Below are 17178 nucleotides of genomic sequence, written 5' to 3'. Positions count from 1 at the left end.
GACATTATGGAAAAAATGGTCCGGCTATCATTGCCGAAGTTTGGTCGAAACTAAGATGCATTGCATCAAATTATTGGGGGATAAACTCAGTGCAAGAAAATTTGATAGCCAAGTCAATGAAATTCATACACGTGTAGCAGTCCTCAACAGATTTACGGAATTAGGTCGACCACTTACCCAAGTTACGCCTTAAATTTGGCTCAATTAGGGGGGCTTTGTATTTCAAATCTTTGTGCAACAAAGCCCCGAATAATTGCCATGATGCGGTACCAAAAAGTTTGAATCTGTGACTTTAAGAAATTGAGCTCGCAGCATATTACATTTTTTTTGACACGATTCCCTTAGGTAACCCCCCAAATTCATGCTAAAAAAATGCAAGGTTTGTTGGCTTGGAAATTGGTTGTCTCAAGCATTAGTCCCTAAAACTATTACATTTTTTGATACTATCTTCTAAGATTACCTAATAATGTATATGGCTAAATGTATTGCTAGGTTTGAATTTTTTTTACTGGGCATTTGAATAAGATTAAAGGGTAGATTGCCCTAAGCAATATTGAATAATCCTTCTGGGAAAAACGTTAAATGAATGACTTGCATGAATTGAATGGCCTAAAAAATATTTATCTCTATGATTCATACTTACCAAATAATTCTACAAAAATTGAATTAGGTGAAGGGAATTCTAATTTAACGGGTGCAAATGGTGCAGGAAAAACCTCTACCTTAAATTTAATCCCAATATTTTATGGGGCCCGTCCAGACAGATTAATGGATCGCTCTGCCAATAAACTCAATTTTACAGATTATTATCTCCCTCATGCGCGTAGCATGATTGTGTTTGAATACAACACACCGATGGGACTTTGCTGTGCTGTTTTTTACCGTAATCAGGATAAACAATGCTATCGCTTTATTCAGGGCAGCGCATCTGAGACTGTTTTTTCAAAATCTTCTATCGAATTCCATAAGCAACACAAGACTGTAAAAAGTCTGTTGCAAGAAATTGAAATTAAAGGTTATTACGTCAGTAAACAGATCGACAATAGCCTGGATTATGTAGCGGTTCTAACTAGCGATAAAAAACGTCTGAATCGTGATTTCAAATTGAGGGATCTTGCTTCTATTTTCTCTCTTAGCGGTAAAGGCCATGAATTAAAGCATATTGGGGCATCCACCCAGATCACCCTAAATAAAACCAACCTGTTAGATAACTTCAAGCTCATGTTGGTTGATGCTTTTTTAGAAAATGAGCAGATGATGAATCAGCGCTCAAATACGCTGAATTCTTCCAGCCTCATTGCTGATGTTCAGACATTACGGGAGTTTGATAAGGAAAAGCCAAAACTGCAACTGGGGATCGAGCAGCGACATGCTTTAATGCAGACTTACTCTTTGCTGGAGGCTTATCGAGGTCAGGCACTCAATAAACTAGAGTTTAATAATACGACAATCGCACAGCTTCGTTATCAGAGAAGCCAAGCTATTGAACATGCCAAAGCTGGATTAAAGGTGATTGAAAATGAGATTATTGCGAATAGCTCCAATGAATCACGGGCGAAAGGTGAGTTGGAAGGTTTACAACATAGTTTAGCTTTAATAGAGGAAAACGAGCAGAAATATAAAAATGCTGACATTCTGAAAAAACAGGAAGAATTCAGTAATCTTGCTAAGTACAAGCAGGAAGCTGAAGATGCGCGCCGTTATGTGGATGAGTTAGAGAAGAACCAGAAAGAAATTGTTCATAAATTTGAAAAACTTAAAAATAATGCCTTGGAAGAAAAAGACCGAGATTTAGCTGCTATTCATGAACGTAAGAATGAGGTTTCTAATTTAATACACAATTTGCAACAGGATAGGTCTCATGCAGTAGATCAACTGGCTTTGGATGAAAAAAATGAGCTTAATGCTTTCGAGCAAAGCAAACAGAATGAGCGCAAATTTTATGAAGATGAGGTTGATCACTGCAACAATTTGATTGCTGAAGCATCTAATCATACTCAGGAAGAGCAACAGCAAATCGAAGAGTACCAGCTGAATCTACACACTCACCAAAAAGCGATACGGAATAAGGAACAGCAACTCAACACAGCAAACGCTGATTTATCACGCCTAAAAAGCGAGCACACTCGAGCTAATGTAGATTTTGATTCAGCTAAACACCATTTAGATAAATCTACACAAACGGAACATCAGTTAAGAGATATCTTGTATCAGAAAAATACATTATTGAGCTTTCTGAAACAATGTCCTGAAGACGATTGGAAACACAACATTGCCAAACTGATTAATCCTAAATTATTTTTGCATACCGGGTTGAAGCCTTCTTGGGACTCAGAACAACAAAGCGGACATGTTAGTTTCTATGGCCTTCATCTTGATACTTCCAAGCTAGATCTTCCGGTTGAAGCCGAATCACTCAATGAATTGGAGCAGCGCCTTGCAAAGGCAACCACTATTTTGGAAGAGGCTAAAGAAAAATACAGCCATACTGAAAAAGCAGTGGCTGTAGCTGCCAAAGCAGTTCAGAATTTTGAGCTAAACCTCATTAAATTACAGAATGAGCTGCGTCAATGCCGAGAAACATTTGATAGTACCCAGCGTATATTTGAGCAATATAAGCAAAAGATCCAAACAAATGTAATGGATCGGAGAAAATTAGCTGAAGGACAACGTGATCAGGCTCGTCAGCGATTAAAATTATTCAATCAACAAGTAAATGTAGAACGCCAAATGATTCATGATCGTTTTGGCAATGAAAAAAACCAAATTCAGCAGAGTTATGATTTCAAAATTAAAGAACAATTAGAACGTAAAGCAATGTTGGATGAAAGATCTAAATCTGTGATTCATAAATGTGATAATAAACTCATAGATCTTGAATCTTTACGTAATAGTGAATTGCAGCAAAAAGGTTTGGATACTACGCTTTATCAAAAGGCACAGGATCAGCTAAAACAACTGAACCATAAATGTCATATCGTGAAAGATTATGAAATCATCTTGATGCAGTACAAGATTTGGTTCGAGCAGGAATACTCTCGTAAAACGGGGATCTGCACTTTAATCGGAAATCTCGAACAAGAAATTTATGCTTTCCGACAAAATTTTGACAAACTGAATGTCAAAACCGAAAAACTTAAACAACAATCACGTCATGAAGTTAACCTTATTGAAAGCAATCTTCAGCAGGTTGAAGAGGAAAATACCAAGATAGCTTCTTTAAGAAACCGTATTAATTCAGTACTGGAAGGTATTCCGCAGATTGAACAGCTTGAGGTTGCTGCGCCGGTTAGTTTTGAATGGTTTTACCGGAATACGGAGGATCATCTCAATCGTCAGAAAGAACAGCTCAAGGAGTTGAAACAATCCCTCAATACCGTACTAAGTATTTTACGCCAGAATAGTGATTTCGAGCTCTATAAGCAGTGGGAAAATCGCATGGCACTATTGGGCAATGTGAACACCACCACATATGATCTTTACGGTATGAAAGAAATCGAAAATATGCTGTTGGTGGATATTCCCACAAAAGAAAACCTCACGATCAATAGTTTTAAACTGGCTACTTACGATTTACGTAATTATGGACAATCTTTGGCTAAGTTCCGCCGTAAGCTGAATGCGATATCTAAGGATCTTACAGAGCAAACCAATACAACCAATCCATTTACAGCGTTAGGTAATATTCAGATTGAATTACTTTCTGTACTTGATGGCCTCAATGTCTATGAGCAGTTAGATCGCTTTGAAAAAGATCTGGATGAAGAATCAATCCAGGAATCATCTCAGCTCATACTACCGAGTGAGAAGCTAATACGGTCATTTGAATCAGCTGTTAAAGCATTAGAAAAGTCGAATGTTCAGACTGACGATATCCGCTCTTTAGTCAAACTGCGTATCAGCTATGAGGAAAATAACCGTAAGGTTTATGTGAACAATGATTCTGATTTGCTTTCCGGCAGTAGTACTGGTTTATCACGATTAATTGTCATTATTATCTTTACGGCTTTAACACGAAAACTATGTCCAGATATCAATACAGTCATCCATGTACCACTCGATGAAATCGGCCAGTTTGATTCACAAAATACAATGCGATTATTCGAGTTGATGCAAAAGCAGAATATTTATCTAGTCTGCGCTCAGCCGAACTTATCCAGTGAATTAAGTGAAAGCTTTGTGCATAAGAATGATATCGACCGAAACTTCGGTATACGCAAGTTTAAAACCCAGAAAAACGAAAAACCTAATCCGCTTTTAGCCTAGTGGGGACCTATTATGCAAATTGCTAAATCAATTTTTTCTGACATTGTAAATGTTTTAATTTCTGGAGGAATTATTGATGAACATGTCCACAAAGATCTCTACCACAAGCTCCAAGATGATCTGGTCTTGGAGGAAATAAATAATTATCTCGATTGGATGGGAAAAAAGTGCGTCCGTACCAAAGATAATTATGGGTTCTACTGTGTCTTTAGTGAAAGTCGCAAGAACAAAGCAACCCGTGAACTTCTAAGAAAACAGTTCAGCGAAATTGTGTCGAAAATGGAGCCCTTGAATGACTGGCTTCGCTTATGCCGTTCAATAAAAGACAATAGTCGTATCATGCAATGTGGGGATACGGTGACTTATGGTGAACTCATCACTGAGGTTGAACGATCTCCACTGATTATGTCGCAACTTAAGGAATTGGTCATTAAATTAGGTAAGGCATCCACCTCACCCAAAGAGCAGATTAGCTCTGTGCTTCAATACCTTGTCAGCAATCAATATCTACATCCAACCGGCAACACTGGCACGACTTATATTGCGACAGCTAAGTGGTCTGTTTTCTATGATGAGCTAGAATACATTTGTACTTTTAATGGCATCAATTACGATGAAATACCTGAACCGGAGCAGGGCGAGCTGATATGAGTGAGTTGGAATATCCAGCAGCCAAAGCGGCAAAAGCGCTCAACAACTATATTGAGCATATCGGTAATGCGATTGTATTTAACAACGCAATTGTGCCTGTAAATGATGACAATGAGTATTTAATCAAAGTATTGAATAAAGCAGAACTTGGCTATTTCAACACTGAAAAAAATGGCTTTAACTTATACAACCACGTGATTTCATTCGTAACGTATTATGAGAAAAAACGTAGGGTTACTGACAGCTCTAAACAGATTCATAAACTTATTTCAGATATTCGTGCCAATATCAGTGAATTTGAAACGACCAAACTCAAAAGTGTAGAAGATGCTGAAATTTATAAGGATGAAATTAGTGAAGGTATTGTTGAATTAGCCAATACTATTTTTGAGAGCTGCTATGATTTCTCCACCCAAGCACTTCAAGACCTGGCATTGTTTAACAATCTTGAGGTCCGTATTCAACGCATTGAAAAAACCATCAGGATTTTAAGTTCATTGACTGAAGTGATGGGCGCACTTTCAACCAACGCAATGCTTGAGCTTGGTGCTTCAGATAAAGATCTTGAAAGTTTGGTGGTAAATAAGCTGATCCCCGTATTCATTATCTGTAGTAAAGAGGTGAAATACAGTGCTTCTAAATTAAATAAGCAGTTGTTTGATTGGAAACAAGAATTATCTTCGCAGAAAAAAAGCAACATGGTGGATGCTTTCCACCGCTTTTTAAAAGGAAAATCTACATTAAACCTGGAGTTTGATGAAGCGACGGCGTCAGAAGTTTTTTATCATGTGCCATGCAGTGAACTCATCAGCTATGCAGATCTGGATGCTGATGAAGAACAGGAAACGCTACGTGAACTTGGCTCAAAAGTATTTGCCAAGCGTGAAAAACGGATAGAGCAGAATAAAAATCAAGAAAATCTGCCAGATGTTAGAGAAGGGAGTGAGGTTGTTGAACAGCCTTTAACTGCTTTAGAAATTGCTACGAGTAATTTCTTTGATGCATTGCTTGTGGATGAGGGAAAACATCAACAATTGAGTGGCGTTGAAACATATGAGCTGCTAATGCCAGGATGCGATATCGATTTTTGGCTGATCGCTTTAACCAGCCACTATAGAAACCGATTCAAAGATAAATTGAACATGGAATTTGTCGAAACTATAGATCCTATATTTGATGGAAACAGTTGTGTATCTGATGTCATCATTTCTCGAACTGATAAATTGCAACAGATTGCCTGATAGGAGAACATGAGTGACATTTGGTATACGTGAACTATCGGTAATTCAGACGGCATTGCAATTAAAAAAGCGGTCTATGGCATTCAATAAAACCTGGCAAAAAGTTCATCAGGATTATCAGATTGGTATGGTCCATGGTAAGGAGCTTCACCTTACATCCAAAGAACTGGAGTATTTGGAGCGCTGTATCTATGCAAAACAGGTTAAAGTCGCTCCTGAACAGTCTCTGAATTTAGAATCTGATCGTATGGATTTGTTAAACTTTTTGAAAGATGAAAAGTCTGGTGGATATTCTGTATTCGGCGATCAACTTGTATTTGCATCGGTGCATGCAAAATTGCCATTAAAACAGGAAGAGGTAACGATTGGATATAAGGGCTTAGTGCCCACGGTTCATGCCCATGTGTTGTGTTGCAATAAGATTGAAAAACTGATTATTGTTGAAAATGGAACGATGTTGACGAGACTGTTTGATTGGTATGAACAGCTACCTGAAAAATGGCAAGACAGTCTATTTTTATATCGTGGTCAGGGTCAAAATGCACGTCAGGTGTTTGAATTACTAGCCAAACTTCCCGAACATGCTGAAATTGCATTTTATGGTGATTTTGATCCATTTGGGTTGAACATCGCTGCTCATTTCCTTAAACGTAGAACAATGTCGATATTAATTCCTGAATGCTGGAATGAAATCAACCGAAACCATGTGGACAATAACACTACGAAATTTTTTGAACAGATCCATAAAAGTCATGATCTTTATACTGATACTGTTCAGCCTTTAGCTATTAGAAATTTGTATAGGCATATACACATCAATCAAATTGCTCTCATGCAAGAAAATGTGAATCGGTTAGGGCCTTTAATTGAGTTAAAGGTTGATTGAAATTCAGTTAATATCTATTTTAAAGAAATATTTAAATAAAAATATTTAGTGATAAATTGTTTTTTAATTGTAGTATTCAAAAGGGATTTGGTAAGAGTGGGGCTTTGTTGCACAAAGATTTGAAATGCAAAGCGCCCCTAATTGAGCCAAATTTAAGGCGTAACTTGGGTAAGTGGTCGACCTAATTCCGTAAATCTGTTAAGGACTGCTACACGTGCATGGATCTCATTCACTTGGCTAGCAAAACTCCTTGCACTGAGTTTATCTCCTAATAATTTGATGCAATGCATCTTAGTTTCAACCAAACTTCGCCGATGATAGCCTGACCATTTTTTCCATAGTGTCCTGCCTAAACGTTTAATTGTTCGAAGTAATTCATTTCGCTCTAGCGAGCTACTCTTTGTATCTTTCCATGGTTTCGCATTTTTTCTAGGTGGAATCACCGCATGCGCTTGCCGATCTGCAATGACCTGACGGCATTGCTTAGTGTCATAAGCTCCATCGGTATAAACAGAATCAATCCGCTCATCTTGTGGAATCTGATCAAGTAAATCACCAAGCACCTGTGAATCACTGACATTATTGGTTGTAAGCTGAACTGCTCGTATTTGTAGGGTTTTAGCATCTATACCAATATGAAGTTTACGCCATTGGCGACGATATTCAGGTCCATGTTTCTTGCGTTTCCATTCGCCCTCACCTAGAAACTTCAAGCCTGTAGAGGCTATGAGTAGATGCAGCCCATCGCTACTTTTTTGGAAGCGGATTGCAATATCAATATGCTTTTATCTTCTACAAAGCGTACTGTAATCTGGTGCGGTCCAATCTAATCCGCAAAGTTTAATCAGACTTTGCACAAAGCTAGTGACCATACGTAAAGACAGACGGAATAAGGATTTAATCATTAAGCAGCATTGGGCGGCTGCGTCGGAGTAGATTTGATATCGCCCTTGTTTGCATTTTGATGGCGCATACCATTGCGTAGCTGGATCGAACCAAATGGCAATATTTCCGCGATTAATGAGTGCTCGGTTATATGCGAACCAATTGGTTGTGCGGTAGATTTTATGTGTAGGCTTCTTCATTTGAAAATTATATCGCTGAAAAAGCCTTTACAGATAAGTCTGTGCAACAAAGCTCTTATAAAACTGAATTGAGTGGTCTAATTAACGGAACCATATTAACTATATACAGTAATTCCTAAAAAATACTTGATTTCAGGTATTGCAAAGTCAAGTAATGTGTATCTAATAGCACATAACTTTACAAAAACACAGGTTTTGGGGATGTGTGATGAACAAAATTTATAAAATCGTATGGAATAAGGCACTAGGGCAGATGGTTGTGGTGTCTGAACATGCCAAAAGTGCTGCCAAAGGAACAACAGTTGGCACGCATTTATCTCGTCCATTACACAAAACCCAAAACGTATCCGCGTGTCCGCAGTGGTTATTGTGTAGTCTAAGTCTCAGTATGGCTTTAGTTGCCAATGCAACATGGGCTGGGGTTGCCAATACTGCATTACCTACAGGAGCAAATATAACGCAAGGTTCGGCACAAATCAGCCAAAATAATAATAGCCTAAATATCAACCAAAATAGCCAAAATCTCTCGACAAATTGGAATACTTTTAACATTGGCAAAGATGCCACAGTGAATTTTAACCAACCGAATCAATCTTCGATTGCTGTCAATCGGGTGCTGGACAATAACGCCAGTCAAATCATGGGTAAATTGAATGCCAATGGTCAGGTATTCTTACTTAATCCAAACGGAGTGATTTTTTCCAAAACCGCACAGGTGAATGTCGGTGGAATTGTTGCCTCAACTTTAAATCTTTCCGACAGCGATATTGCACAGGGCAAATTAACCCTAAAAAACAGTCTTGAAAATCAGGGCAATGTAGGCAGTGTAGAAAACTACGGTTCGATTATTGCGGGTGGCGGTGTGGTGGCGTTGATTGCGCCAACGGTCAAAAATCACGGCACGATTCAAGCCAATAATGGTGTGGTGCATTTAACCGCAGCCGATCAAGTGACTTTACAGCTGCAAGATGGCAGTTTAGTCGAATATCAGATTGATTTAGGCACGTTACAGGGTTTGGTGGAAAATGGCGGTGCCATCCAAGCCGATAATGGAGCGGTCTATTTAACTGCCCAAGCCAAAAATAGCTTGAGTAAAACGGTGGTGAATCATACAGGGATTATCGAAGCCAATCGCTTAGAAAAAAATGCCAAAGGTGAAATCATTCTATTGGGTGATATGCAAACGGGCACAACCACCGTGAGTGGCACGCTTAAAGCTGAAGGCAAAAATGGTCAAGATGGCGGGTTTATTGAAACCTCAGCCGCAAATGTACAGATTGCGGATAGTACCCAAGTTTCGACACGTTCCGACGGTGGCAAAACAGGTGAATGGTTGATTGACCCCTTTAATGTAACGATTTCTAACCAAGCACAAGCTGGCAATAATAATGCAGGCAACACATTCACCCCAAGCCAAAATGACAGCATTATCAATGTAGGTACATTAAACAGTGCTTTAGCGAGTAATAATATTACCGTAACCACCGCAGGGGCAGGCACACAGGCAGGCAATATCAATGTCAATGCCGATGTAACGTGGAATGCTAATACAGCACTGACTTTACGTGCCGATAACGACATCAATATCAATGCCAATATCACTGCAACCAATAATAACGGTAAATTAAACCTACAATATGGGCAAACTACCAGCAATATCAACGCCAACTATTATCTAAATAATGGTGCAAAAGTAAATCTAAAAGCAGGGCAAAACTTTAGTACTCAAAAAGGTGCAAACGCACCGATAAATTATACTGTGATTACCGACTTAGGTGCAGCAGGCTCGACCACAGGTACAGATTTACAAGGCATTAGTGGCGGTCTTGCAGGCAACTATGTACTCGGTGCAGACATCGATGCAACGGCAACATCGGGTTGGAATAATGGGCAAGGCTTTAGTCCGATTGGTATTTATGGACATGAATTTAAAGGCAAGTTTGATGGTTTAAATCATACAGTTTCTAATTTATATATCAACCGACCATCACAGAATCGTATTGGCTTATTTGGTGCTACCAGTGCTGCAAATATTCAAAATATTGGTGTAGTGGGTGGATCGATTACAGGAAGAGAAGTTGTCGGTGGCTTGGTGGGGGGGAATGATAATAACGCTACGATTCGCTCTAGTTATTCGACTGCCCAAGTGATAGCAAAGTCTTTTGCTGGCGGTCTAACAGGTGTGAACCAGTCTGGTTCTCGTATCGAAAATAGCTATGCAACTGGGGCAGTCCAAGCACAAGGTTCTAACGCAGGTGGTTTATCGGGAAATAATTATGGTAACTCGGTAATTAAAAACAGCTATGCCACAGGAGCAGTGTCAGGTATAGATGCTGTGGGTGGGCTGCTAGGTAATAATGATTCAAGCACTGTAGAAAACAGTTATGCTACGGGTCAGGTTACCAAAACATCAGGTAATGCAATGACATTTGGTGGGTTAGTCGGTTGGTACGGTGGAACAATCAAAGATAGTTATTGGAACAGCGCGACAACAGGGCAAACACAAGCCGTTGGTGATAATTCAGGCAATCTAACAAGTGTTGTAGGTTTAACTACAGCGCAAATGTTTGATAAAAATAGCTTATCAGGTTTCGAGTTCGATATAATTTGGGGGAATGGTGATAATCAAACCACGCCATATCTAAAAAACCATATTGGGCTAAACAATGTCATTAATAAGAATGACACCGTAGCTGGGGCAAGCTATGCTGTAATTCAGACCTTAAATCAATTACAAGGGATGAGTGGAAACCTGAGTGGTAAATATGTACTCGGTGCAGACATCGATGCAACCGCAACATCGGGTTGGAATAATGGGCAAGGTTTTAACCCGATTGGTAACTTGTCAAATGGATTTAATGGAAAATTCGATGGCTTAAATCATACGATTTCTAATTTAACCATTAACCGTGCAGTCCAAGATGGTGTCGGCTTATTTGGTGTAACCAACAATGCAACCATTCAAAATATCGGATTAATACAGGCAAATATTAAAGGCTATAATAGAGTTGGTGCACTTATAGGCTGGGCAGAATCCACAAACACGAGTAATGCGTCTAGTACAGGTCAAGTGAATGGTTTTCAGGCCGTTGGTGGTTTAGTTGGATTTAATCAGAATCAGTCAAATATTCTATCGAGCTATTCCAATGCCCAAGTTACAGCGACAGACGGTTTTGCAGGTGGACTTTCAGGAGCCAATCAATTTGACTCTCGGATTGAAAACAGCTATGCAACTGGGGCAGTCCAAACACAAGGTTCTTACGCAGGTGGTTTATCGGGAAATAATGCTGTTAACTCGGTAATTAAAAACAGCTATGCCACAGGAGCAGTGTCAGGTATAGAGAGAGTTGGTGGGCTGCTAGGTAATAATAATTCAAGCACTGTAGAAAACAGTTATGCTACGGGTCAGGTTACCAGAACATCAGGTAATGCAATGACATTTGGTGGTCTTGTGGGAAGGTTGGGTGGAACAATCAAAAATAGTTATTGGAACAGCGCGACAACAGGACAAGCACAAGCCGTTGGTGATAATTCAGGCAATCTAACAAGTGTTGTAGATTTAACTACAGCGCAAATGTTTAATAAAAATAGCTTATCAGGTTTCGACTTCGATATAATTTGGGGGAATGGTGATAATCAAACCACGCCATATCTAAAAAACCATATTGGGCTAAACAATGTCATTAATAAGAATGACACCGTAGCTGGGGCAAGCTATGCTGTAATTCAGACCTTAAATCAATTACAAGGGATGAGTGGAAACCTGAGTGGTAAATATGTACTCGGTGCAGACATCGATGCAACGGCAACATCGGGTTGGAATAATGGGCAAGGTTTTAACCCGATTGGCGATAGTAATAACCATTTTACGGGTATATTCGATGGTCTGGGTTTTGCGATAAATGATTTGTATATTAATCGTCCAGATACTGGAAATGTCGGATTATTTGCCCGTATTCGTAATGCAACCGTTCAGAATATCGGTTTAAATCGTGCAACGGTAACAGGCAAAAACGATGTTGGTAGTCTGATTGGCGAGATGAATAACAGTACACTGCGACGAAGCTATAGCGATAATGCCAACGTGACTGGAATACAAGCAGTTGGTGGCTTAGTTGGCTCATCGTATAATGGGAGTTTAATCGAACAAAATTATAGCACAGGCATGGTCGAAGGAAGGGCTCAGACAGGTGGATTAGTCGGGACAAACTCTCAACAATCGACAATTAAGGAAAGTTATAGTATTGCCAAGGTTGATGGGAGTGGGGATAGTTATACAGGCGGTTTAGCTGGGCAAAATAATATTGATTCCAACATTAGTCAAAGCTATGCAACAGGTCAAATTACAGGCGTAGGCGGTGCTTTAGTCGGAGTAAATGAGGGCAATGCCCAAATTACTCAAAGTTACTGGAGTACTGAGATTTCGGGAGCAACACGAGGTATTGATATAACCCAACTGGGTGGCAGCATAGATAGCGATAGCAAAGACTTAACAGCCGAACAGATGAAAAACGGTGCAAGCTTTGTCGGTTTCGATATAGACGGACAAGGTGGAACAGGAAAAGTCTGGCGTATCTATGAGGGCAATACTGCACCGTTATTACGCTCATTCTTAACACAAGCAACACTAGGCACAGTCGCCAATCAAAGTACAACCTATAATGGTCAAACACAAGGCTTAGATTTAAGTGGTGTGCCGCTGGCAGGTTTAGATAGTAGTAAAATCTTTGCAGGACAAAGCAGCTCTAAAAATGTCGGTACATATAATATCGGTCTGTATTCCAATCAACAAGGCTATGATTTGATTGGAGGAAATGCGAGTTTAACCATCAATAAAGCCGACCTTGCAATTACAGGTTTGAGTGCGTTCAATAAAGTTTATGATACAAACACTGTAGCAACTTTGACTGGTACGCCTACGATTGCACAGTTTGGTAGTGATTCGGTAACGTTAGGCGGAGATGTTGTCGCAGCATTTGCCAATAAAAATGTGGGTACGAACAAAGCAGTGACAGTGACAGGTTTCACGCTAAGCGGAGCAGATGCAGGCAATTATAATCTGGTACAGCCGACAGGCTTAAAGGCGAATATTAGTAAAGCCGACCTTGCACTTGCAGGCTTGAGTGCAGACAATAAAGTCTATAATGGCAATACGCTAGCAGATTTGTTCGGTACTGCTTCAGTTTCGCCATTGGGCAGTGATGCGGTGGTTTTAAGTGGAACAGGGATAGCAAACTTTGCCGATAAAAATGTCGGTACACATAAAACGGTGACGGTGTCGGGCTATACGCTAAGCGGAGCAGATGCAGCTAACTATAATCTGGTACAGCCGACAGGTGGTTTAAAGGCAAATATCACCCCAGCCACTTTAACTTATACTGCCGATGTAGCGACCTCCATCTATGGCGATGCAACCACTGGATTAACAGGAACAGTGGCAGGTTTTGTCAATGGTGAAAATTTGGCGAATGCGACGACAGGAACGGCATCATTTTCAACTACAGCAACCGCAACAAGTCATGTGGGTCAATATGCAATAGCGGGTAGTGGTTTAACTGCAAATAATGGCAATTATGTTTTTGTACAAAATGCAGCGAATACAACAGCTTTAACCATTAATCCAGCGACATTAACCATTACTGCCAATGCAGGACAAAATAAAGTCTATGGCGATATCGACCCGACATTAGGTTATGGTGTATCAGGCTGGAAATTATCTGATGATCATAGTTTATTAACGGGTGCTTTGGGGCGTGATAGCGGCGAAAATGCAGGTCTTTATACCATGAATACAGGCACAGTTGCCGCAGGAGGCAACTATACCATTGCCTATGATGCAGCATCGCCGCAATTTGAGATTCAAAAAGCACAATTAACCATTATTGCCGATGCAGGACAACATAAAGTCTATGGCGATACCGACCCGACATTAGGTTATGCTGTATCAGGTTGGAAATTCTCTGATGATAATAGTTTATTAACAGGTGCTTTAGGGCGTGCTAGTGGCGAAAATGCAGGTTTGTATGCCATGAATAAAGGCACAGTTGCCGCAGGAGGCAACTATACCATTGCCTATGATGTAGCATCGCCGCAATTTGAAATTACCCCAGCCACTTTAACCATTATTGCCGATGCAGGACAAAATAAAGTCTATGGCGATGCTGACCCGACATTAAGTTATGCTGTATCAGGTTGGAAATTCTCTGATAATAATAGTTTATTAACAGGTGCTTTGGAGCGTGCGGCAGGGAAAAATGTGGGGAATTATGCGATTAACCAAGGAAGCTTACTTGCCACCAGTAACTATGACATTAGCTATACAGGGGCGGATTTTGCGATTACCCCACGGACATTAACCGCAACCATCAATGCCCAAAACAAAGTCTATGATGGCAATAGTTCGGCGGCAGTAATTTATGGTGATAACCGTGTATCAGGTGATTTTTTAAACATTACAGGCAATCCAGCGACATTTAGCGATAAAAATGCTGGAAGTAATAAAATTGTGATAGTGAATGGCTTAACTTTATCAGGAGCAGATGCAGGGAACTATGTTCTCGCTGCAACTACAGCAACCGATACTGCTGATATTAGTAAAGCGCAAGCAATCGTTACCGCCAATAGTTTAAACACAGTTTATAACGGACAAGACCAAACAGTCAATGGCTTTAGCGTGACAGGCCTGGTGAACGGTGAAGATCAATCGGTACTGACCCATGTCCGTGCAACTGTGACAGCCAAAGAAGTGGGTACTTATGCCAACAAAGCCACAGGAATGGATGGTAACTATGAGCTACGCTTTGTCGATGGTGTACTTGAGATTCAGGCAAGCCCTATCGAACCTAAACCACCAGTGCCGCAGCCTGAACCAGAACAGCCGAAGCCACCAGTACCACAGCCTGAACCAGAACAGCCGAAGCCACCAGTGCCGCAGCCTGAACCAGAACAGCCGAAGCCGCCAGTGCCACAGCCTGAACCAGAACAGCCACCTGTCACGCCGAGCTATTATCCGACTTGGGCGAACCCATACCAGCGTGCAATTCGTACACAGCCACTACAACAACCAAAAACCTTTGACATCGTTGAAATCGAAATAGAAGGCAATGGTATCAATATGGATAACATTCAGACACTGGGGAACAACTAATCATGTATGCACTGCAAAAAACCATATTGGCAACAGCCGTCAGCCTAACCAGCATCACCACATGGGCAGATGTTGTGCCCAATGCAGGACAATTACTGCAACAGCAGCAAATGATACCGTATCAACCGCAAAGCCCTGTACAGATTGAGTCCACAGCGAACCCAGCACAGACATTGGCAGGTGGTGAACAGGTACAGGTACAACATATTGCAATCACAGGCAATCAAAGCATTGCCACAGAAAAATTGCATTCCCTTGTTGTCGATAGTGAAGGTAAAAGTCTAACCTTGCATGAGCTACAACAACTGACCGCAAAGCTGACAGCGTATTATCAACAGCAGGGCTATCCCTATAGCCGTGCTTACTTGCCTGCCCAAAACCTAAGTCAAGGGGTGGTAACCATTGCTGTATTAGAAGCACGTTATGATGGCATCAGCTATAACAATCAAAGCCGTACTCGAAATGCATTGATCGATGCCACACTGCAACCATTACAAGCAGGTCAAGTCATCACATCACAAGCACTTGAACAACAAATTAAATTACTGAATCGTTTAGATGGTGTACAGAGTCGTAATATTTTAAGTGCAGGACAAAGCACAGGGACGAGTCAGCTGAATGTAGATATCGTACCAACCGCAGCAATGACCGGTTATGTTGGTTTAGACAATTACGGCAATGAATATACCCGAGAGGTTCGTTTCAATGCGGGCGCTGCTGTACATAATCCTTTTGGTCTTGGTGATAAGCTCAGTGTAGATGCCATGACATCAGGCAAAATGCATTATGGGCGTGTAGGCTATGAAGCAACAATCAATGGGATGGGGAGTCGGCTAGGGGCAAGTTACTCTGACTTAATTTATGAGCTTGGTAAAGAATACAAAGCCCTCGATGCCGAAGGTAAAGCCCAACAAGCCAGTATTTGGTTAAATCAACCAGTCCTCTTGAGTAATCGTAGTGAAGTGCTACTGAATGCACAATATGATTACAAACAGCTTGAAGATGATATAGGCGTTGCCAATGTTTATCGCCATCGTGATGTGCATGTCGGTCGGTTATCCGTCCAAGCTGCACAGTATGATAACTTTGCAGGAGGTGGCTTAAATCAATTGAATATCTCAAACGACTTTGGCCAAGTGAAATATCAAAATGCTGCAGCAAAAAAAGCGGATCAAGCGACTGCACAAACACAGGGTAGTTTTTATCGTGCTCATCTAAACCTATCACGATTACAAAATCTCGGTCTCTCTGCAACGCAGTTATATACAGGCATTCAAGCACAATATAGTCCTGATAATTTGGATAGCAGTGAACAGTTCAGTATGGGCGGGGCTTATACCGTTGCAGGTTATCAAAACAGCGTCTTAAGTGGCTCAAGTGGCTATTATGCTGTGGCAGAGCTCAGACAAGGTCTGTTGAATACAGCACAGCATCATTTGATGTTGAAAGTTTATGTAGACAGTGCAGAAGTGAAAAAACAAGCTCAGCGTTGGGCTGGTTTAACAGGAGATAATCGAGAGCGAATCAGCAGTGCAGGCTTAGGAATGGATTGGTCGGACAACAAGCGATTCCAAGTCCAAAGCAAGGTTGGCTTTCCGATCGGTGCAACACCGACCAGCATAGATAAAAAACATGATGCAGAAGGTTGGTTAAGTATGATGATGCGGTTCTAAAATAGATCAAAGTAGAGCTTGTCAATTAAACTGTGCAATTCTGATGCATTTGCTCTATTCATATTGACAAGCTCTTTCTATGCACCATTGTATTGGTTTTATAATAGACTTCCGTCATAAATCAAAAAACGTACAATTTATTTGATCTTAAATTAATCAGCAAAATTATTTAATTCGAGGGATAATCCTTGGATGAAATTCAAAGATATTCAAAAATTATCAGACGTTA

6 protein-coding genes and 2 pseudogenes are annotated in these 17178 nt (G+C 40.5%); 7 read left to right on the top strand and 1 reads right to left on the bottom strand.

The features are described from left to right. From FTT85_RS16450 to FTT85_RS16430, 5 genes and pseudogenes are all read left to right on the top strand, one after another. Positions 1–193 (top strand): annotated as a pseudogene (locus tag FTT85_RS16450) (IS5/IS1182 family transposase); the annotation flags it as partial. A 389-nt stretch (positions 194–582) separates the two neighbouring features. After that, positions 583–4266, top strand: coding sequence for an ATP-binding protein (locus FTT85_RS16445; protein WP_180183996.1), 3684 nt, complete (start codon positions 583–585; stop codon positions 4264–4266). A 12-nt stretch (positions 4267–4278) separates the two neighbouring features. Further along, positions 4279–4917 carry a hypothetical protein gene (locus tag FTT85_RS16440; protein ID WP_104469925.1) on the top strand — a complete coding sequence of 213 codons (639 nt, stop codon included), beginning with the start codon at positions 4279–4281 and terminating at the stop codon, positions 4915–4917. Then, on the top strand, positions 4914–6158 hold the full coding sequence (locus tag FTT85_RS16435) for a hypothetical protein (RefSeq protein WP_121533562.1): 1245 nt from the start codon (positions 4914–4916) through the stop codon (positions 6156–6158). Before FTT85_RS16440 ends, FTT85_RS16435 begins: the two co-directional genes overlap by 4 nt. A gap of 13 nt (positions 6159–6171) precedes the next feature. Next, positions 6172–7044 carry a DUF2399 domain-containing protein gene (locus FTT85_RS16430; RefSeq protein ID WP_121533560.1) on the top strand — a complete coding sequence of 291 codons (873 nt, stop codon included), beginning with the start codon at positions 6172–6174 and terminating at the stop codon, positions 7042–7044. 152 nt (positions 7045–7196) lie between these two features. On the opposite strand, the pseudogene FTT85_RS16425 reads toward FTT85_RS16430, so the two are convergent. Further along, a pseudogene (locus FTT85_RS16425) lies at positions 7197–8129 on the bottom strand (IS5 family transposase). A 208-nt stretch (positions 8130–8337) separates the two neighbouring features. Here FTT85_RS16425 and FTT85_RS16420 point away from each other — a divergent pair. Together FTT85_RS16420 and FTT85_RS16415 are read left to right on the top strand one after the other, a co-directional pair. Continuing rightward, positions 8338–15276 (top strand): MBG domain-containing protein, encoded by a 6939-nt coding sequence (locus FTT85_RS16420; RefSeq protein ID WP_180183995.1) that lies wholly within the window; start codon positions 8338–8340, stop codon positions 15274–15276. A gap of 2 nt (positions 15277–15278) precedes the next feature. Further along, positions 15279–16949, top strand: a complete 1671-nt coding sequence (locus tag FTT85_RS16415) for a ShlB/FhaC/HecB family hemolysin secretion/activation protein (protein WP_180183994.1) — start codon at positions 15279–15281, stop codon at positions 16947–16949. Positions 16950–17178 lie beyond the last annotated feature (229 nt).

Origin of the sequence: Acinetobacter sp. YH01020, assembly GCF_013420275.1 — a bacterium.
GTDB classification, from domain to species: domain Bacteria; phylum Pseudomonadota; class Gammaproteobacteria; order Pseudomonadales; family Moraxellaceae; genus Acinetobacter; species Acinetobacter amyesii.
Note: the sequence above shows the minus strand (reverse complement) of the source record. Positions and strands in the feature narration are given on the sequence as shown.

Coding starts and splice junctions, on each gene's coding strand:
- FTT85_RS16445 (WP_180183996.1), top strand. CDS start 583: ATGAATGACTTGCATGAATTGAATGGCCTAAAAAATATTTATCTCTAT.
- FTT85_RS16440 (WP_104469925.1), top strand. CDS start 4,279: ATGCAAATTGCTAAATCAATTTTTTCTGACATTGTAAATGTTTTAATT.
- FTT85_RS16435 (WP_121533562.1), top strand. CDS start 4,914: ATGAGTGAGTTGGAATATCCAGCAGCCAAAGCGGCAAAAGCGCTCAAC.
- FTT85_RS16420 (WP_180183995.1), top strand. CDS start 8,338: ATGAACAAAATTTATAAAATCGTATGGAATAAGGCACTAGGGCAGATG.
- FTT85_RS16415 (WP_180183994.1), top strand. CDS start 15,279: ATGTATGCACTGCAAAAAACCATATTGGCAACAGCCGTCAGCCTAACC.